Here is a 19115-nt window from a genome sequence, read left to right as displayed (position 1 = left end):
CTCGCCGGCTGCGGCCCAAACCGCAGCGGCGCAGAACGACGGGATGATGCTCCCGCCTGTTGAGTCCGCTCCCTTGCCGGTGGGCGAAATCCAGCCCGTCGTCGAATCTGCGCCCACTGCCGAGGAGGTTTCCAACATCCCCGGCGGCGTGCGCGCGATGATCAACGCCGCGATGGCGACGAACGACAAGGGCAAGATCGAAACGGTGCTCGCTCTCGCGCGCCAGGCCGCTCCTCACGGAGAGGAGGAAGTCAAGGCGATCGAGACCGCTTGGCGAGCGGACGTTGCCGAGAAGGCGAGGCTCGCGCGAGAGGCGGAGACGAACAAGATCCGCAAAGCTGGTCTGTTCGAGCTGTGGAGCGGCGAAGGGCAGCTCGGCGGGTTCCAGGCGAGCGGCAACAGCAACAATATCGGGCTCTCCGCGGGTCTCAAACTCAAGCGCCAGGGCCTGGACTGGAGCCACTCGCTGCGCGCAACGGCCGACTACCAGCGCTCCAACGGCGTGACGAGCCGCGAACAGTTCCTGTTTGCCTACGAACCCCGCTACCAGGTCAAGGACGAGTTGTTCGTCTATGGTCTCGCCCAGTACGAGCGTAACAAGCTGCAGGGCTTTACCGGCCGCTACGCGATCTCCGGTGGGGTCGGCTATCAGGTCGCGAACAGCGGTGACCTGAAGCTGTCCGTCAAGGCAGGCCCGGCGCTGCGGGTGACGAATTTCACGGTAGAAGAGGACGAGACCCGCCTTGCCGCCCTGTTCGGCGTCGATTTCGACTGGAAGATCGCCGAACGGCTCTCATTCACGCAGGACGCGAACATGGTGACCGAAACCGGTGGCCAGGCGACGGTCATCGTCGATTCGTCGCGCACGACACTCAATCTGGTCAGCGGGCTCGATGCGAAGGTCAGCGACCGTCTGCGCTCACGCATCACTTATGCCGTGGACTACGACAGCAAACCGCCGGAAGGTAAAGTCTCGACCGACACGGTCACGCGCCTGACGCTCGTCTACGACTTCTGATGACCAGCTCCCGGTTCGATTTTCGCGTCGACGCCGTCGACGGCAAAGCGCGTACCGGCCGTATTGCGATGCGGCGCGGCGAAATTCGCACGCCCGCGTTCATGCCGGTGGGCACAGCGGCGACGGTCAAAGCGATGAAGCCGGAAACCGTGCAAGCAACGGGTGCCGACATCATCCTCGGCAACACCTACCACCTGATGCTCCGCCCGGGCGCTGAGCGCGTCGCGCGGCTCGGCGGCCTGCACGCCTTCATGAACTGGCCGCGGCCGATCCTGACCGACAGCGGCGGATATCAGGTCATGAGCCTTTCGGATCTGCGCAAGCTGACCGAGCAGGGGGTGGAGTTCCGCAGCCATATCGACGGTTCGAAGCACATGCTCACGCCCGAACGGTCGATGGAGATCCAGCGCCTGCTCGGCTCCGACATCGTCATGGCATTCGACGAGTGTCCGCGCGCCGATCGCCCGCGCGACGAGATCGCGGCCTCCATGGAATTGTCCATGCGCTGGGCGAGGCGGAGCCGCGAGGCCTTCGATGCCGGAGGGGCGCACGCGGAAGGGGCGGCTCTCTTCGGCATCCAGCAGGGAGCGCTGGACGAGGAACTGCGCCGCCAGTCGGCCGAGGCGCTGACCGAGATCGGCTTCGACGGTTATGCCGTCGGCGGCCTGGCCGTGGGCGAGGGGCAGGAAGCGATGTTCGCCACGCTCGACTTCGCACCCGGGATGCTGCCCGAGGACAAGCCGCGCTATCTGATGGGCGTTGGAAAGCCCGACGATCTGGTCGGTGCCGTAGAGCGCGGGATCGACATGTTCGACTGCGTTCTGCCGACCCGATCGGGCCGGAACGGCCAAGCCTTTACCTGGACGGGGCCCCTGAACCTCCGGAACGCGCGCCACGCGGAAGACATGGATCCGCTAGATCCGCGCTGCACCTGCTCGGTCTGCGGAACCTACTCGCGCGCCTATCTCCATCACCTGCAGAAAGCCGGCGAGATCCTCGGCGCGATGCTCGTCACCGAGCATAACCTCGCGTTCTACCAGCAGTTGATGCAGGCCATGCACGGCGCAATCGCCGAGGGTCGCTTTGCGGCCTTCGCCGCCGAATTCCGGAGGGACTATTTCGCCGACTGATCCGGAGACTCGAGCGCTTCAAGGCTGGTGCCGGGATAGGCGACGAAGCGGCCGGTCATCCGCTCCAGGAAACCCGCGCCGATGGAGTTCGCAAAGAACTGAGCCTGCTTGAGATCGGGGTACCACTTGCCCTTGCGGTGAGGAGTTATGAAACGGTACTTGGTCATAGCTCCAGAGAAATTCGCAAACTGACGCCGGGTTCCTAAGCTTCTGTAATCTTGCGATGAATAGAAAAAAGGCGGCCCCGCAGGACCGCCTTTCTGTTCCATAACCGGAAGTCGGATCAGCGCGAGTAGAACTCGACGACTAGGTTCGGTTCCATGGTCACCGGATAAGGGACCTCGTCCAGCGTGGGCACGCGGGTGTAGGTGACCTTGTCGGTGCCATCGGGGGCGACGTAGTCGGGGATGTCGCGCTCGGCCAGGCTCTGCGCCTCGATCACCAGCGCCATCTCCTTGGCCTTGTCGCCCAGACTGATGACGTCGCCGACGTTGACGCGGCGGCTCGCGATGTTGCACTTGACCCCGTTCACACGGATGTGCCCGTGGCTGACGATCTGGCGCGCGGCGAAGATCGTCGGCGCGAACTTGGCGCGGTATACGACCATGTCCAGACGGCGCTCGAGCAGGCCGATCAGGTTCTGGCTCGTATCGCCCTTCATGCTCGACGCTTCCTGGTAGGTGCGCTTGAACTGCTTCTCGGTCACGTCGCCGTAGTAGCCCTTGAGCTTCTGCTTGGCGCGGAGCTGCAGACCGAAGTCGCTCATCTTGCCCTTGCGGCGCTGACCGTGCTGGCCGGGGCCGTAGGAGCGCTTGTTGACCGGAGAACTCGGGCGACCCCAGATGTTCTCCCCCATCCGGCGGTCGAGTTTGTGCTTGGCGCTCTTGCGCTTCGACATAAGTCGTGTCCTTCGATTTGCTGTCGCTACCCCATTGGTAGCGCTTCAACCCGGCATCGCACCGCCGGAGATCCTCTCCAGCGCGGCCACCGCTTCACCGGGGTGCGGGGCCAATTCGCGAAGGCGCGCGTTTAGCAGGATCGCGCCGTGCGTCAAGCGCGCGATGGCGCTCGACAAAACGGGCCGCGCGGGGCAGGGCGCGGGCATGACCGACGACTTCAAACTGCCCGACGATTGCACCGACATGCGCGATGTGCGGACGGGGGTCGACGCGACCGATCGCGAGCTCATGGCTCTGCTTGACCGGCGCTTTGGCTATATGCGTGCCGCCGCCCGGATCAAGCAGTCGCGCGACACCGTGCGCGATGAAGGCCGCAAGGCCGCGGTGATCGCCGCCGCTGCCGGCGACGCCCGCGCGCGAAGCCTCCCCGCCGAGAAAATCGCCGAGATCTGGGACCTTCTGGTGGAAACCTCGATCGCCTACGAGCTCGAGGAGTGGGATCGCCTGCGGAGCTAGGCCGGATCGCGCGGCGGTTTGGCAAGGCTCGAGAGTACGCCCCGCATCGTGCGCACCTCGAGGTGATTCCAGCCGGGCTTGGTCAGCATCGTGCGCAGCGTGCGGCGGGTCGCCGCAGCGCGGCTTTCCGGGAGGAAATAGCCGCGCGGCTCGAGCATGGCTTCGAGCTGCCCTATCAATCCTTCGAGCTCCTCCTGCGGCGCGGGCGGAAGCAGATCTTCCCCGGTCGGCTGCGCGAGCATGCCGCCGCCCCACTGGGTCTTCGACCATTCGTAGGCGCACAGGATCACCGCCTGGGCGAGGTTCAACGAGCCGAACTCGGGGTTGATCGGCACCGTCAGGATCGCGCGGGCGAGCGCCACGTCGTCGGTTTCGAGGCCTGAGCGCTCGGGCCCGAATACGATCGCCGAGCGACCCTGCGCGGCCGCGATCTGCAACGCGGCTTCTTCCGGCGTCACGACCGGCTTGGTCACACCCCGCTTGCGGACCGTCGTGGCGTAGACGTGCGCGCAATCGGCGACGGCTTCGGCCAGAGTATTGTGAACTGTGGCATTCTCCAGCACGACGTCCGCGCCTGCGGCCGCCGGGCCGGCGCTGGGGTTTGGCCACCCGTCGCGCGGGGCCACGAGGCGCAACTCGGTCAGCCCGAAGTTCAGCATCGCCCGCGCGGCCTTGCCGATGTTCTCCCCGAGCTGGGGGCGGACGAGGACGATGACGGGTCCTTCGAGACGCGCCTTCGATGCGCCCGCTGGCGCGGGCTTACTCAGTCGCTCCTCAGGATGAGCGGATTTCTTGTTGTCCCGCTCATCCTGAGGAGAGGCTGAGCTTGTCGAAGCCTCGTCTCGAAGGACCCTGCGGCGGCGTGCGAGCTGGCTTACGAGATTCCAGTCGCCCGCGATCAAGGCTTCCTTCTTTGCCCTCGACCAACCCTTGAGCCGTCGCTCTGCATCGAAGGCCTCATCCCGCGTCGGAAAGTCCGCCGACCACACCAGCTCGACCGGCCGCCGCCTGGCCCTATAACCGCCCAGCGTTCCATCACGATGCTGCCCAAGGCGCGCATCAAGATCGTCGGTATGCCCGACGTGGTAGCTGCCATCCGCGCAGCGCAGAATGTAGGTCCGGAACGGCTCAGCCATCGCTACCCGCGTCGCGCACGGTGCTGGCGAATTCCTCGAAATCCCGTGCCTCGCTGAAATCGCGATAGACGCTGGCGAAGCGGATATAGGCGACGCTGTCGATCTGGCGCAGCCCGTCCATCACCAGCTCGCCGATCCGGGCGGAGGGCACTTCGCTGTCGCCTGCGGTTTCCACCTGGCGTTGGATGCCGGAGATGAGCTGGTCGATCCGCTCCTGCTCGATCCCGCGCTTGCGGCAGGCGAGGGCGACCGACTGTTCGAGCTTCGAACGGTCGAAAGCCTCGCGCCGGTCTCCGCTCTTGATGATGGTCACTTCGCGCAGCTGCACGCGTTCGAACGTGGTGAACCGCGCGCCGCAGCTCGTGCACTGGCGGCGACGGCGGATGGCGGTGCCGTCTTCGGTCGGGCGGCTGTCTTTTACCTGGCTGTCGTCATGCGCGCAGAAGGGGCATCGCATGGCGCATCACATTCCCGGATAGACGGGGAAGGCGTCGCACAGTTCACCCACCTTGCTGCGCACCCGCTCCTCGATCTGCGCATCGCCGTCGGGCCCGTTCTTAGCGAGGCCGTCGACCACCTCGGCGATCAGGGCGCCGACCTTGCGGAACTCGGCCGGGCCGAAGCCGCGCGTCGTACCCGCCGGGGTGCCGAGGCGGACGCCGCTGGTAACGAAGGGGCTGCGCGTGTCGAACGGAATGCCGTTCTTGTTGCAGGTGAGCCAGGCCCGATCGAGGCCCTTCTCGGCCGCCTTGCCGGTCACGTCCTTGGCGGTGAGATCGACCAGCATCAGGTGGTTGTCGGTGCCGCCCGAGACGATGCGCAGGCCGTTCTCCTCCAGGCTCGCGGCGAGCGCCTTCGCGTTCTCCACCACGCGTGCGGCATAGCTCTTGAACTCGGGCCGCAGCGCCTCGCGGAACGCGACCGCCTTGGCGGCCACCACGTGCATGAGCGGGCCGCCCTGCATACCGGGGAAGACCGCGCTGTTGACCTTCTTCGCGATACCTTCGTCGTTCGTGAGGATCACGCCCGAACGGGGGCCGCGCAGGCTCTTGTGCGTGGTGGTCGTCACCACGTGCGCGTGTGGGAAGGGGGAAGGGTGTGCACCGCCGGCCACGAGGCCGGAGAAGTGCGACATATCGACCAGCAAGTATGCGCCCACGGCATCGGCGATCTCGCGGAACTTCGCGAAATCCCACTGCCGCGAATAGGCGGTGCCGCCGGCGATGATGAGTTTCGGCTTGTGCTCGTGCGCGAGCCGCTCGACCTGCTCCATGTCGAGCAGTTCGTCGTCCTTGCGCACGCCGTAAGGCACGACGTTGAACCACTTGCCGCTCATGTTCACCGGGGAGCCGTGCGTCAGGTGCCCGCCCGAGTTGAGATCGAGCCCCATGAAGGTGTCGCCGGGCTGGAGCAGCGCGAGGAACACGGCCTGGTTCATCTGGCTACCGCTGTTGGGCTGGACGTTTGCGAAGTCGCACCCGAAGAGCTGCTTCGCGCGCTCGATCGCCAACGTTTCGACCACGTCGGCGTAATCGCACCCGCCGTAGTAGCGCTTACCCGGGTAGCCCTCGGCATACTTGTTGGTGAAGACACTGCCGGTCGCCTCCAGCACGGCGCGGCTCGCGATGTTCTCGCTCGCGATCAGTTCGATCTTGTTGCGCTGGCGCTGGAGCTCGTTCTGGACGGCTTCCGCGATCTCGGGATCGGCTTCGGCGAGGGTGTCCTGCCAGAAACTGTGCATGATGTCGGCGTTGGCGGCTTCCGCGGTGCTCATGAAATTCCTCAGCAGCTTGGGTTCGATAACTTGTCGACGCGGCGCTGATGGCGGTCGCCGCCGAATTCGGTTCCGACGAAAGCCGAGACGCAGGCCTTGGCCAGCTCGATCCCGATCAGCCGCGCGCCGAGGGCGAGCACGTTGGCATCGTTGTGCTCGCGTGCGAGGCTGGCGGAAAGCGGTTCCGACACGAGCGCGCAGCGCACGGCGGGGTTACGGTTCACGGCGATCGAGATGCCGATCCCCGAACCGCACAGCGCGATTCCACGCTCGGCGGTACCTTCCGCGACGACGGCAGCAAGCTTGTAGCCGAAGTCGGGATAGTCGACGCTGTCGTGGCTATCGGGGCCGAGATCGGCGACTTCATGGCCCTCTTCGATCAGCCACTCGCGCAGGGCGGCTTTCATCTCGATGGCAGCATGGTCAGAGGCAATGGCGATACGCATGGCGTCCCCATAGTGATTCCCGCGCCATGTCGCCACCGCAAACCGGCCTTGTCCCCGACGGGCTGGAAAGGCGGCCTGCTTGAGGCGCCGCGGGAGGCGCAAAGCAAAAGCCCCGGCGCCGTAAGGCACCGGGGCTCCTGATAGCTTCTCCTGGGAGAAACTTCATATCCAGTCGATTTTTACATCGTCTGGACTCGAATAACGGCTGACTGCGCGGCCGGTTCCCAGGTCGAAATCACTGATCCAGGAAGCTGCGCATCTTGCGGCTGCGGCTCGGGTGCTTGAGCTTGCGCAGCGCCTTGGCTTCGATCTGCCGGATGCGTTCGCGGGTGACCGAGAACTGCTGACCGACTTCCTCGAGCGTATGATCGGTGTTCATGCCGATCCCGAAACGCATGCGCAGCACGCGCTCCTCGCGCGGGGTCAGCGACGCCAGCACGCGGGTCACCGTTTCCTTGAGGTTCGCCTGGATCGCGGCGTCCACGGGGATGATCGCGTTCTTGTCCTCGATGAAATCGCCGAGATGCGAATCCTCCTCGTCGCCGATCGGCGTTTCGAGGGAGATCGGCTCCTTGGCGATCTTCATCACCTTGCGCACCTTCTCCAGCGGCATGGAGAGGCGCTCGGCCATTTCCTCCGGCGTGGGCTCGCGGCCCTGCTCGTGGAGGAACTGGCGGCTCGTGCGGACCAGCTTGTTGATCGTCTCGATCATGTGGACGGGAATGCGGATCGTGCGCGCCTGGTCGGCGATCGAGCGGGTGATCGCCTGACGGATCCACCACGTCGCATAAGTCGAGAACTTGTAGCCGCGGCGGTACTCGAACTTGTCGACCGCCTTCATCAGGCCGATGTTGCCTTCCTGGATCAGGTCCAGGAACTGCAGACCGCGGTTAGTGTACTTCTTCGCGATCGAGATCACGAGCCGGAGGTTGGCCTCGACCATTTCCTTCTTGGCGATGCGCGCCTCGCGTTCGCCCTTCTGGACCATGTTTACGATGCGGCGGAACTCTTCCAGGCTCATGCCGGTCTGACTGGCGATGTCCGAGATCTCAGCGCGGATGCGCTCGACCGCGTCGGCCTCCTTCTCGGCGAAGGCTGCCCACTTCTTGTCCTTCTTGGCACGCGCGGCCAGCCAGCTGTCGTCGAGTTCGTTGCCGATGTAGGCCTGGAGGAAGTCGGCGCGCTTGATCTTGTGCCGTTCGGCCAGACGCAGCATCTGCCCGCCGAGCGCGGTCAGGCGGCGGTTGAAGGCATAGAGATTGTCGACCAGGAACTCGATCTTGGTCGCATGAAACTGCACGCTCTCGACTTCGGCCGTGAGCTGTTCGCGCAGATCCTCGTACTTCTTTTCCTTGGCCGCCGGGAACTCCTCGCCGCGGCCGAGCACGTCGACGCGCTCGTTCTGGAGCTTCTCGAACTTCTTGAACAGATCGGTGATGCGGGCGAAGCGCTCCAGCGCGTCGGGCTTGAGGGCCGCTTCCATCTGCGCGAGGGACATGGTGTTGTCTTCCTCGTCGTCCTCCTCGCGCCGGCGCGAGCTGCCGCCTTCCTCGTCATCCTCGTCGCCGTCTTCCTCGTCCTCGACATCGTCGTCGTCGCGGATCGACGGGCCGGCGGTCTCCTCGGAGATCTCACCGTCGTCGTCCTCGGCGCCTTCCTCCATCTTGTCCGCGGGCGGTTCCTTCGAAAGCATGGCATCGAGATCGAGGATCTCGCGCAGCTGCATTTCCTCGTTGTTGAGCGCTTCCGACCACTGGATGATGGCGTGGAAGGTGATCGGGCTCTCGCACAGCCCGATGATCATCGTATCGCGACCAGCCTCGATCCGCTTGGCGATGGCGATCTCGCCCTCGCGGCTGAGCAGCTCGACCGCGCCCATCTCGCGCAGGTACATGCGCACTGGGTCGTCGGTACGGTCGGAGGTGGTGGCCTTCTTCGCGGCTGTCGGGGCGGCCTTCTTCGCCGCCTTGGGCTCGTCGCCGTCTTCGTCGTCGCCGCCGATTTCCTCGACTTCGTCCCCCTCCGCGTCCGCTTCGGCGTCGGCTTCTTCGTCGTTCTCGACGATATTGACGCCCATTTCGGAGATCGCGGACATCACGTCCTCGATCTGGTCCGTGCTCATCTGATCTTCGGGCAGCGCCTCGTTGAGCTCATCCACGGTGACGTAGCCGCGCTTCTTCGCCCGGGCGATGAGCTTCTTGATCGATGCTTCGTTAAGGTCGATCAGCGGTGCGTCGTCCTTCTCGGAATTCTTCGACGTGGTTGCCATGGAGGTGCGTTCAGTCCGTTTCTGCGCCGTTGGCGGGCCCTGTCTCCCGCCGACGCGTTGAATCAGTTTGGGCCGCCGAAGCAGCCCGTCGGCTTGCCATTTGCCCGAGTCGCCGCTCGAATTCCAGCTTTCGTTTGAGCAGCCTCTGCTGCTCGGCGAAGGCTCCTTCAGGGTCAACTTCGAACCGCGCGGTCGCTGCGGAAAGCGCAGCTTCCAGCGCGGGCCTTTCGACCAGCAGCGCCACGGCTTCGGCCAACTGTTCGCGCGCGTCTTGCGGATCGATGCCTTCACTGAGGAAGGCGAAACGGGTGTTATCCGGCGGCGCGACGGGACCGTCGAACGAGGATATGGGGAAAATCTCTCCCGGTTCAAGCATTTCCACCGCTTCGAGTATCGCGTCGACCAGTGGCCCGGATTTCGCATCCATCTGCGCGAAGCGTCCGAGCTGCTCCGCATGGCGCAGCGCTTCCTCCGGAAAGCGCACCAATCCGGCAATCACCGCGGAGACGAGTTGGTCACGCGATCCGTCTCGCGCGCCGCGCAGCCGCCGGGCCGCCTCGGGCGAAAGTCGCGGCACGACCGGTTTGCGCCAGTCGCCGCGCGTGCGCTCCCGGCGCGGGAAGGCGAAGGCGGAGAAGCGCTCCAGCAGTTCTCGCTTGTAAAGCGCGCGGATGTCGGGATGCTCGATCTTCTCGACGTGATCAACTAGGCGCTGCTTGAGGCCAGCCTTGTCCTCGGGCGTGTTCAACGGCTGCGCGGCGCGCTCGAATTCCCACAGCGTGTCGAGCAGGCTTGCGGGTTCGGCGAGCAGTTTCTCGATCGCACCTTTGCCTTTGGCCCGCAGCAGGTCGTCGGGGTCGAGCCCGGTCGGCAGACGCACGATAGCCAGCGAATGGGCCGGGCGGAGCAGTGGCAGGGCCCGCTCGATCGCGCGCATGGCGGCGCGCTGCCCCGCCGCATCGCCGTCGAAGCACAGGATCGGCGTCTCGACCATGCGCCAGAGCAGTTCGATCTGCCGCTCGGTCAGAGCGGTACCGAGCGGTGCCACCGCATCCTCGAACCCGTGCGCCGCGAGCGCGATCACGTCCATGTAGCCTTCGACGACGATCATCCGCCCCGTCTGCCGCGAAGCGGGGCCGGCGCGATGCAGGTTGTAGAGCGTGCGCCCCTTGTCGAACAAAGGCGTGTCGGGCGAGTTCAGGTACTTGGGCGCGTTGATGTCGGCCTCGAGGATGCGCCCGCCGAACGCGATCACTCGCCCGCGCGCATCGTGGATCGGCAGCATAAGGCGCCCCCGAAATCGGTCGTATGGATCGCGTTCCTCCACCGAAATCCTCAGACCGGCTTCGATCAGCAACTTCTCTTCGAAGCGCGACAGCGCCGCCTTGAGCGCCTGCCGTTCGTTCGGCGCAAAGCCGAAACCGAAGCGCTCGACCGTCCGTGCGTTGAACCCGCGCGACTGCAGGTACTCGCGCGCCTTCGCACCGCCCGGTCCCACGAGATTGGCGGAGAACCAGTCCTGCGCCGCCTGCGTGACATCGTGCAGGCCCGCGCGTTCCTCCGCCCGCTGCGCCGCACGCGGATCGGGCGCGGGGACTTCCAGTCCCGCCTCGGCCGCGAGTTCCTTCACCGCGTCCATGAAAGAAAGCCCACGCTGGTCGGTCATCCAGCGGATCACGTCGCCATGCGCGCCGCAGCCGAAGCAGTGATAGAATCCCTTCTCGTCGCTGACGGTGAAGCTTGGCGTCTTCTCGTTGTGGAAAGGGCAGCACGCCTTCCACTCGCGCCCTGCGCGCTGGAGCTTGGTCGTACGCATGATGACGCCCGAAAGCGTCACGCGCGACCGCAGTTCATCCAGCCATTGGGGGGAAAGCGCCATGCCCGATCATTGCGCGGGTGCGGCGGCGGATTCAAGTTGTGATCGGCGAAGGAGCGCCTCAGCCGAGCGCTTCTTTCACCCAGCCGCTGGCCTTGCTCATGTCGAGCACGGCGCCGTGGCGGGCTTTGAGTTCGGCCATGACGCGGCCCATGTCCTTGACGGAGGAGGCGCCGAGGTCGCTCTTCACCGCCTCGATGGCCGCGCGGGTAGCCGTCTCGTCCATCATCTGCGGCAGGAATTCCTCGATCACGGCAAGCTCCTCGCGCTCCTGCTGTGCAAGCTCCTCGCGGCCGCCTTCCTCATACATCTGGATCGATTCGCGGCGTTGCTTGGCCATCTTCTGCAGCACTTCGGTCACGAGATCGTCGTCGTCCACTGCCTTGGCGGAGGTGCGCATCTCGATATCGCGGTCCTTGATCCGGGCGGAGATCAGGCGCAGCGCGGCGGTGCGCGGCTTGTCGCCCGCCTTCATCGCCTGGACGGTGGCCTGCTTGATGTCGTCGCGGATCATGGCGTGTGTCTTTCTGTCGGTGTCTTGCGGAACAGCGCACTTAACCCGATAATTCGCGAATGGACAGGTTGACGGGTGCTCGCCCGGAGCCTAGCGGCAACGACTTAGCGACATCGCCGGAAACACCTGACTCGGAGCGCCACATGGCAGACCCCGCAAACTCTCGCGCGCAACCCAGCGGCGCGACGGGAGTCCTCGTGCTGGCCGACGGAACCGTCATCTGGGGCAAAGGCTTCGGTGCCGTCGGCAGCGCCGTGGGCGAGGTATGTTTCAATACCGCGATGACCGGCTATCAGGAAGTGATGACCGACCCCTCTTACGCGGGGCAGATCGTCACCTTCACGTTCCCCCATATCGGCAACGTCGGGGCGAATCCGGAGGACATCGAGTCGAAGGTGGAAGGCGCGGTCGGCTGCGTGGTGCGGGAAGAGATCACTCCGCATTCGAACTTCCGCGCGCGCGATCAGTTCGGCGAGTGGCTCGCCGCGATGGGCAAGGTCGGCCTCTCGGGCGTCGATACCCGTGCGCTCACGCGCCGCATCCGCCTGAACGGCGCGCCCAATGCGGTGATCGCGCACGACCCAGAGGGGAAGTTTGACATTCCCGCATTGCTCAAGCGCGCGCAGGAATGGCCGGGGCTGGAGGGCATGGACCTCGCCCAGCGCGTCAGCCGCGAGAAGCAGGAGAGCTGGGAAGGGGGCTACTGGCGCCTCGGCACCGGCTACGGCCGCGCGCCGCGCGATGCGAAGCCGCACGTGGTCGCCATCGACTACGGCAGCAAGGACAACATCTTCCGCAACCTGGTGAAGGCCGGCGCGCGGGTGACGGTGGTTCCCGCGAAAACCACGCTCGACGAGATCATGGCGCTCGAACCCGACGGTGTGTTCCTCTCTAACGGCCCCGGCGACCCGGCGGCGACCGGCGAATACGCGGTGCCGACGATCAAGGCGCTGCTGGAGCGCGACATGCCGGTCTTCGGCATCTGCCTGGGCCACCAGATGCTCGGTCTCGCCGCCGGCGCAAAGACCGCCAAGATGCACCAGGGTCACCGCGGCGCGAACCACCCGGTCAAGCGCCTGGAGGACGGCGTGGTCGAGATCACCAGCATGAACCACGGCTTCGCGATCGACAACGCGACGCTGCCGGAGGGAGTGGAGGAAACCCACGTCTCTCTATTCGACGGCTCCAACTGCGGCATTGCGATCCGCGGGAAGAAGGCGTTCGGTGTGCAGTATCACCCGGAAGCCAGCCCAGGGCCGCAGGACAGCTTCTACCTTTTTGAGAAATTTGTGGGATCGCTCGGATAAATGCCCAAACGCACTGACATCTCCTCGATCCTCGTAATCGGCGCCGGGCCGATCGTTATCGGTCAGGCTTGCGAGTTCGACTATTCGGGCACGCAGGCGATCAAGGCGTTGAAGGAGGAGGGCTACCGGGTGGTCCTCGTCAACTCCAACCCCGCGACGATCATGACCGATCCCGAGTTCGCCGACGCGACTTATGTCGAGCCGATCACGCCGGAGATAGTCGAGAAGATCATCGCCAAGGAGCGGCCCGATGCACTGCTCCCCACGATGGGCGGGCAGACCGCGCTCAACTGCGCGCTGGCGCTGTTCAACGACGGCACGCTGGAGAAGTACGGCGTCCAGATGATCGGCGCCGACGCCGACGCGATCGACAAGGCGGAGAATCGCCAGCGCTTCCGCGAGGCGATGGACAAGATCGGGCTCGAAAGCGCGCGTAGCGGTGTTGCCAACACTCTCGACGAGGCATTCGCGGTGCTCGAGACCACGGGCCTGCCGGCGATCATCCGCCCGAGCTTCACACTCGGCGGTACGGGCGGCGGCATCGCCTACAACAAGGCGGAGTTCGAACGGATCGTGCGCGAGGGGCTCGACGCCTCGCCGACCACCGAAGTGCTGATCGAGGAATCGCTGCTCGGGTGGAAGGAATACGAGATGGAAGTCGTGCGCGACCGCGCCGACAACGCCATCATCATCTGCTCGATCGAGAACGTTGATCCGATGGGCGTCCACACGGGCGATTCGATCACCGTCGCCCCGGCGCTTACGCTGACCGACAAGGAATACCAGATCATGCGCAGCGCCAGCATCGCGGTGCTGCGCGAGATCGGCGTCGAGACCGGCGGGTCGAACGTCCAGTTCGCGGTCAATCCGAAGGACGGGCGCCTGATCGTGATCGAGATGAACCCGCGCGTGTCGCGTTCGTCTGCGCTTGCCTCGAAGGCAACCGGTTTCCCCATCGCCCGCGTCGCCGCCAAGCTGGCGGTCGGCTACACGCTCGACGAGATCACCAACGAGATCACCGGCGCCACCCCGGCGAGCTTCGAGCCTACGATCGACTACGTCGTCACCAAGATCCCGCGCTTCGCGTTCGAGAAGTTCAAGGGTGCCAAGACCGAACTGTCGACCGCGATGAAGTCGGTTGGCGAGGTCATGGCGATCGGCCGCAACTTCCAGGAATCGGTCCAGAAGGCGCTCCGCGGGCTGGAAACCGGACTCGACGGGTTCAACCGCGTGCTCGATCTCGAAGGTGCGGACCGCGAGGCGATCACCACCGCGCTCAGCCGCCGCACCGACGATCGGCTGCTCAAGACCGCGCAGGCCATGCGCGAGGGCTTCACGGTCGCGGATATCCACGCGATCACCGGCTACGATCCATGGTTCCTGCGCCAGATCGCCGACATCGTCGCGGCCGAGAAGGAGGTGAGCGAGAATGGCTTGCCGAACGACGCGGCGGGCCTGCGGCGGCTCAAGGCGATGGGCTTTTCCGACCGCCGCCTCGCTACGCTCGCGGTGCGTTCGGTGGGCGTCGCCGGCGGACTCGCGGAAACGCAGGCGCGCCATTCGGGCCTGCTGCACGATACCCTGCGCGCCATGGCCGGCGCGACGAGCGAGGAAGAGGTGCGCAAGCTGCGCCGCAAGCTCGGCGTGCAGCCCGTGTTCAAGCGCATCGACTCCTGCGCCGCCGAGTTCGAAGCGGTCACACCGTATATGTACTCGACTTACGAGGCGCCCAGCTTCGGCGAGCCCGAAGACGAGGCCATGCCGAGCGACCGGCGCAAGATCGTGATCCTCGGCGGCGGACCGAACCGGATCGGGCAGGGGATCGAGTTCGATTACTGTTGTGTCCACGCCTGCTTCGCGCTGGGGGAGGCCGGGTTCGAAACGATCATGGTCAACTGCAACCCGGAGACCGTGAGCACCGACTACGACACGTCCGACCGGCTCTATTTCGAGCCGCTGACGGCGGAGGACGTGCTGGAAATCCTGCGCGTCGAACAGCAGGCGGGAGAACTGGTCGGCGTGATCGTCCAGTTCGGCGGCCAGACCCCTCTCAAGCTTGCCCAGGCGCTGGAGGACGAGGGCATTCCGATCCTCGGCACCAGCCCCGATGCAATCGATCTTGCCGAGGATCGCGAGCGCTTTGCCAAGTTGGTCAACAAGCTCAAGCTCAAGCAGCCGATGAACGGTATCGCCAAGAGCCGCGACGAGGCTGCGGCGGTCGCCGCGCGGATCGGCTATCCGGTGCTCCTGCGCCCGAGTTACGTGCTTGGCGGTCGGGCGATGGAGATCGTCGATTCCGAAGCGCAGCTCGACAATTATATCGCCACCGCCGTACATGTCTCTGGCGACAGCCCGGTGCTCGTCGATCAATATCTGCGCGATGCCATCGAGTGCGACGTCGACGCGCTCTGCGATGGCGAGGAAGTGCGCGTCGCGGGCGTGATGCAGCATATCGAGGAAGCTGGCGTACACTCGGGCGACAGCGCCAGCACGTTACCGCCCTATTCGCTGCCTCCGGAGATCGTCGAAGAGATGGAGCGCCAGACCGAGGCGCTGGCCAAGGCTCTCGGCGTGCGGGGGCTGATGAACGTGCAGTTCGCCGTGAAGGATGGCGAGATCTATCTGATCGAGGTCAACCCGCGCGCGAGCCGTACGGTGCCCTTCGTCGCCAAAGCGATCGGGCAGCCGGTCGCCAAGATCGCCGCGCGCGTCATGGCGGGCGAACCGCTTTCGGCCTTCCCCCCGTTCCGGCGCGAGCTTGACTACATGGCCGTCAAGGAAGCGGTGTTCCCGTTCACCCGCTTCCCCGGTTCGGATCCGGTGCTGACGCCGGAGATGCGGTCGACGGGCGAGGTCATGGGGATCGATCGCGATTTCCCGGCCGCCTTCTTCAAGTCGCAGCTCGGTGCAGGAGCGGCGCTGCCGAATGGCGGCGTCCTGTTCGTCTCGGTTAAGGACAGCGACAAGGCGATGATCCTGCCGGCGGTCCAGACGCTGATCGAACAGGGCTTCAAGGTGATCGCGACGGCCGGCACGCAGACCTATCTGGCCGAGCACGGCTTGCCGGTGGAACGCGTCAACAAAGTCGCACAGGGACAGCCCCATATCGTCGACCGGATGATCGACGGGGAGGTCGCGCTGGTCTTCAACACGACCGAGGGTTGGCAGAGCCTGATCGATTCCAAATCGATCCGTGCCACCGCGCTGGAAATGAAGATCCCCTATTACACGACCGCGGCGGCTTCGGTTGCTGCGGCCAAGGCGATCCGCGCGGTCAAGGCGAGCCAGCTTGAAGTACGGCCGTTGCAAGCTTATTATAGCTGAAACAACCGCGGTTCCCTCTTCCGGACAATTCACCGTTCAATCGCCGCTCCCGAGGGAGGGGCAGAAGGGCGGATTGCGGTTGCAGGGGCCGCCTGGAGGAAAGACGCGATGGCTACGATGGAAAAGGTTCCGATGCTGGCGGAGGGTTACGAGCGGCTGACGGCCGACCTCAAGACGCTGCGCGCGGAACGTCCGAAGATCGTCGACGCGATCGAGGAAGCACGCGCGCACGGCGACCTCTCGGAGAACGCCGAATATCACGCCGCGAAGGAACGTCAGGGGCAGGTCGAGGCGCAGATCGCAGAAATCGAGGACAGGGTAAGCCGCGCGCAGATCATCGATCCTTCGACGCTGTCGGGTGACAAGATCGTATTCGGCGCCACCGTCACCCTGCTAGACGATGATGACAAGCCTGTGAAATACCAGATCGTCGGCCAGACGGAAGCCGACGCGAACAAGGGGCGGATTTCCTACAACTCGCCGCTCGGCCGCGCGCTGATCGGCAAGAGCGTGGGCGACGAGATCGAAGTCACCGTTCCCTCGGGCGACAAGTTCTACCTCGTCGACAAGATCGAGTTCATTTGAATTCTGCGAGCCTCAGCCCAGGCTGAGGCTGCAGCGCGCTGGCGGCTTGTCTGCTAGAGCCTTCGGCTTTTGTCGGGGGGCGATCGCTGTTCGTCACACCTCCGGCGTCAGCAGGCGGTGCAGGTGAACGACGACATATTTCATCTCCGCATCGTCGACTGTACGCTGGGCGTTCGCGCGCCAGGCCTCGACTGCGGCGTCGTAGTCGCTGAATACGCCGACGACGTGGATGCTCTCCGGGTCCTGGAACTCGAGGGTCCGCGGATCGCTGACGCGACCGCCCATCACGAGGTGCAGCCGCTGCTTGGCTTCGGTTTCTTCCATTTTTCCGTCTCTGAGGTCGTGGGGAGGACGGCGCGGCCCATAAAGCAAACGGCGCGGCAGGCAACCCCGCCGCGCCGCGTGCTTGGCGCTTTGCCGGTCGCTCAGTGTGCCATGCGGGCGCGCAGATCGCGCACCTTGCGGCTTGTCTTCTTCCCAGCCTCGCGCGTGAGGCGTCGGGCGCCTTCGCCGGCCGCGCTCCCTTGGAACCCCGCCTGCCGGCGCAGGTCGCGAGCGCCGTCGCCGATCGCATCGCCCAGATCCTCCAGCCTGTCGCCGCTCGCACGCGCGGCATTGCCAAGGCTGTCGATCAGACTGGCGCCGTATGCGAGGCCGATCTCCGTCGCCATGGCTGCAAGCGCCGATCCGCGCCTGGTCGCCTTCTTGCGCATCCGCCGGCCCGGTCCCGGCACCAGGCTGGCGACGATCACACCGATTGCAACGCCGCCGACTACCGTCGCCACAGGGTGTTCCTTGACGAAAGCCGTCGCATTGTCGCGCGCCTCGCGAGCGTAGTCGCTCACCGTACGGTTCGCGTGACGCTGCTGGCCTGCCTCGATACGATTCTTCAGTTCTTCGCGTTTCTGTTTGTCGGCCATTGGTTTGCCTCTGCTTGAAGGGGTTCTCGTGGACCGAACGGCCTCAATCGCGCTCGGGTTCCTCGGATTCTTCGTCCTGCTCGTCGTCCTCGTCGAACAGCGAGAGAAGCGGATTGCGGGCGAGCCAAAGAACGACCGCCGCCAGGAGGGTCAGCAACACCCCGCGGTTGTTCTCGGCGACTTCGGTCGCCTCGTCGAGCACGTCGTTCGCGCCCTCCGTCACCCGATCCATCACCCGGGCACCGATACCCTTGGCGGTGAGGTCGACGCGGAGGTGAGCGAGATCGGCCTTGACCAGCGCCAACGCTGCATCACGCAACGCCCGGCCCTCGATCATCTTGCGCTCGAGATCACTCATCGCTCGTCGTCCGTAAAGGTACTGCCGGCGTCGCGGAAGTGCGCCAGGGCCCTGCGCGCGAGCACGACGCCTGCAAGGAGCAGAACGCCCGCGACTACCGCCGTGGCGCCCCAGATTGTCAGGATCGGCGAAAGCGCAATCACAGCGCCAACCACGAGCCCGATCAGCGCGGTGTGGATCAACGCGAAGGCGACAAGGGCATGGATGGTTCCGCGCTTGCCCCGATCCGCGACGTAGATCGCGCGGCTCTTCTGATACGCTTTCTCGGCTTCGAGATAGGTCTTCCCGTCTTCCAGTAGCGCAACGAGGTCATCGGTTAGCGACGAGCCGGAGCGGGGCAGCTCCTCATCCGGCTCGTTGCCGCCGTCCTGCGCGTGCGGCAGGGGCTCGTCATGCATGGATGCCACCGCGGGTGCGGGAGATCAGTCGCGGCTGCCGCGGAACATCCGCGCCAGCATGAACCCAGCTACCGCGGCGAGGCCGACGGCGAGACCGGGGCTCTTGCGGACCATCTCGCGCGCGTCCTCACTCAGGTCGTCCACGCTCTTCTGGTCCAGCCTGATCGAGGCGTCCTGCAAGCTGCGCGAGGCCTTGCGCGCATATTCGCCGTACTGCGCGCCGAACTTTTCATCGATCGCGGTTGCGTTCTCGGAAACCATTCTGCTGAGCGAGGAGAGCGCCTCGCTTGCCTTCGTCTTGCCTTCGGTCGCGAGTTCCTTGCTCTTGCCCTTGGCCTGCCGCCCATAGGTCTTGGCTTCCTCGACCCAATCCTCCGAACGGCCTTTCGCCTGATCGCGGTAAGCGACTGCGCGATCCGCAGCTTCGGCCTTGAGCGCCGCCGCGCCAGCTTTGGCTTCCTCGAGCGCGGAGTTGAAGCGCGACTTCGCCTCCGCCCGATGATCGGAGTTCGTCGTCGCGTTTGCCGCGGGCGCCGTCTGGGGAGCGGCGGACGACTTGCCGGCCGTCTTCCTCGTCGTCTTCTTCTTGCTCGTGCTGGGGGTCGTCGCGTCAGCCATGTCTCGTTCCTTAGCCCTCAATTGGTT

The 19115-nt window shown here is 65.3% G+C and carries 20 protein-coding genes; 6 read left to right on the top strand and 14 right to left on the bottom strand.

Going from position 1 to position 19115, the window contains the following annotated elements:
- Positions 1 to 79 precede the first annotated feature (79 nt).
- The gene (locus tag ETX26_RS05805) at positions 80 to 1018 is read left to right on the top strand and encodes a DUF481 domain-containing protein (RefSeq protein ID WP_225425511.1); all 939 of its coding nucleotides are present in this window, start codon (positions 80 to 82) and stop codon (positions 1016 to 1018) included.
- Positions 1018 to 2148 (top strand): tRNA guanosine(34) transglycosylase Tgt, encoded by a 1131-nt coding sequence (gene tgt, locus ETX26_RS05800; RefSeq protein WP_129523697.1) that lies wholly within the window; start codon positions 1018 to 1020, stop codon positions 2146 to 2148. Before ETX26_RS05805 ends, tgt begins: the two co-directional genes overlap by 1 nt.
- On the opposite strand, the gene ETX26_RS05795 is transcribed toward tgt, so the two are convergent.
- Together ETX26_RS05795 and rpsD are read right to left on the bottom strand one after the other, a co-directional pair.
- Positions 2133 to 2315: a hypothetical protein gene (locus ETX26_RS05795; protein WP_129523696.1), complete on the bottom strand. Its 183-nt coding sequence runs from the start codon at positions 2313 to 2315 to the stop codon at positions 2133 to 2135. The two genes, tgt and ETX26_RS05795, sit on opposite strands and share 16 nt — an antisense overlap.
- 116 nt (positions 2316 to 2431) lie before the next feature.
- The gene (gene rpsD / locus ETX26_RS05790) at positions 2432 to 3046 is read right to left on the bottom strand and encodes a 30S ribosomal protein S4 (protein ID WP_129523695.1); all 615 of its coding nucleotides are present in this window, start codon (positions 3044 to 3046) and stop codon (positions 2432 to 2434) included.
- Positions 3047 to 3209: 163 nt separating this feature from the next.
- Between rpsD and ETX26_RS05785 the strand changes: the two genes are divergently transcribed.
- Entirely contained in the window at positions 3210 to 3563 is a 354-nt protein-coding gene (locus tag ETX26_RS05785) for a chorismate mutase (protein ID WP_404825270.1), read from the top strand.
- On the opposite strand, the gene ETX26_RS05780 is transcribed toward ETX26_RS05785, so the two are convergent.
- The 7 genes from ETX26_RS05780 to ETX26_RS05750 form a co-directional block, all read right to left on the bottom strand.
- The gene (locus ETX26_RS05780) at positions 3560 to 4699 is read right to left on the bottom strand and encodes a TrmH family RNA methyltransferase (RefSeq protein ID WP_129523694.1); all 1140 of its coding nucleotides are present in this window, start codon (positions 4697 to 4699) and stop codon (positions 3560 to 3562) included. The genes ETX26_RS05785 and ETX26_RS05780 overlap by 4 nt on opposite strands.
- Positions 4692 to 5156, bottom strand: coding sequence for a transcriptional regulator NrdR (gene nrdR / locus ETX26_RS05775; protein WP_129523693.1), 465 nt, complete (start codon positions 5154 to 5156; stop codon positions 4692 to 4694). Before nrdR ends, ETX26_RS05780 begins: the two co-directional genes overlap by 8 nt.
- Before the next feature lie 6 nt (positions 5157 to 5162).
- Positions 5163 to 6473, bottom strand: coding sequence for a serine hydroxymethyltransferase (glyA, locus tag ETX26_RS05770; RefSeq protein WP_129523692.1), 1311 nt, complete (start codon positions 6471 to 6473; stop codon positions 5163 to 5165).
- Positions 6474 to 6481: 8 nt separating this feature from the next.
- Complete coding sequence (gene rpiB / locus ETX26_RS05765; RefSeq protein ID WP_129523691.1) at positions 6482 to 6919, bottom strand: ribose 5-phosphate isomerase B; 438 nt, start codon at positions 6917 to 6919, stop codon at positions 6482 to 6484.
- Between the two features lie 235 nt (positions 6920 to 7154).
- Positions 7155 to 9188 (bottom strand): RNA polymerase sigma factor RpoD, encoded by a 2034-nt coding sequence (gene rpoD, locus ETX26_RS05760; RefSeq protein WP_129523690.1) that lies wholly within the window; start codon positions 9186 to 9188, stop codon positions 7155 to 7157.
- Between the two features lie 10 nt (positions 9189 to 9198).
- Positions 9199 to 11067 carry a DNA primase gene (gene dnaG / locus ETX26_RS05755; protein ID WP_129523689.1) on the bottom strand — a complete coding sequence of 623 codons (1869 nt, stop codon included), beginning with the start codon at positions 11065 to 11067 and terminating at the stop codon, positions 9199 to 9201.
- A gap of 58 nt (positions 11068 to 11125) precedes the next feature.
- On the bottom strand, positions 11126 to 11578 hold the full coding sequence (locus ETX26_RS05750; RefSeq protein ID WP_129523688.1) for a GatB/YqeY domain-containing protein: 453 nt from the start codon (positions 11576 to 11578) through the stop codon (positions 11126 to 11128).
- 143 nt (positions 11579 to 11721) lie between these two features.
- On the opposite strand from ETX26_RS05750, the gene carA reads away from it, so the two are divergent.
- From carA to greA, 3 genes are all read left to right on the top strand, one after another.
- Positions 11722 to 12885, top strand: a complete 1164-nt coding sequence (carA, locus tag ETX26_RS05745; protein ID WP_129523687.1) for a glutamine-hydrolyzing carbamoyl-phosphate synthase small subunit — start codon at positions 11722 to 11724, stop codon at positions 12883 to 12885.
- Positions 12886 to 16209, top strand: a complete 3324-nt coding sequence (gene carB / locus ETX26_RS05740; RefSeq protein WP_129523686.1) for a carbamoyl-phosphate synthase large subunit — start codon at positions 12886 to 12888, stop codon at positions 16207 to 16209.
- 108 nt (positions 16210 to 16317) lie between these two features.
- Positions 16318 to 16794, top strand: coding sequence for a transcription elongation factor GreA (gene greA / locus ETX26_RS05735; RefSeq protein WP_129523685.1), 477 nt, complete (start codon positions 16318 to 16320; stop codon positions 16792 to 16794).
- A 93-nt stretch (positions 16795 to 16887) separates the two neighbouring features.
- Here greA and ETX26_RS05730 read toward each other — a convergent pair whose 3' ends face one another.
- From ETX26_RS05730 to ETX26_RS05710, 5 genes are all read right to left on the bottom strand, one after another.
- Positions 16888 to 17118, bottom strand: a complete 231-nt coding sequence (locus ETX26_RS05730) for a DUF4170 domain-containing protein (protein ID WP_129523684.1) — start codon at positions 17116 to 17118, stop codon at positions 16888 to 16890.
- Between the two features lie 101 nt (positions 17119 to 17219).
- Positions 17220 to 17714, bottom strand: a complete 495-nt coding sequence (locus ETX26_RS05725; RefSeq protein WP_129523683.1) for a hypothetical protein — start codon at positions 17712 to 17714, stop codon at positions 17220 to 17222.
- 43 nt (positions 17715 to 17757) lie between these two features.
- Positions 17758 to 18072 carry a hypothetical protein gene (locus tag ETX26_RS05720; RefSeq protein ID WP_129523682.1) on the bottom strand — a complete coding sequence of 105 codons (315 nt, stop codon included), beginning with the start codon at positions 18070 to 18072 and terminating at the stop codon, positions 17758 to 17760.
- On the bottom strand, positions 18069 to 18470 hold the full coding sequence (locus tag ETX26_RS05715; protein WP_129523681.1) for a phage holin family protein: 402 nt from the start codon (positions 18468 to 18470) through the stop codon (positions 18069 to 18071). Before ETX26_RS05715 ends, ETX26_RS05720 begins: the two co-directional genes overlap by 4 nt.
- A 24-nt stretch (positions 18471 to 18494) precedes the next feature.
- Positions 18495 to 19088 (bottom strand): hypothetical protein, encoded by a 594-nt coding sequence (locus ETX26_RS05710; RefSeq protein ID WP_129523680.1) that lies wholly within the window; start codon positions 19086 to 19088, stop codon positions 18495 to 18497.
- Positions 19089 to 19115: the final 27 nt, after the last annotated feature.

This window comes from Pelagerythrobacter rhizovicinus (assembly GCF_004135625.1).
GTDB lineage: Bacteria > Pseudomonadota > Alphaproteobacteria > Sphingomonadales > Sphingomonadaceae > Pelagerythrobacter > Pelagerythrobacter rhizovicinus.
This window is presented reverse-complemented; position numbering and strand designations above follow the sequence as displayed.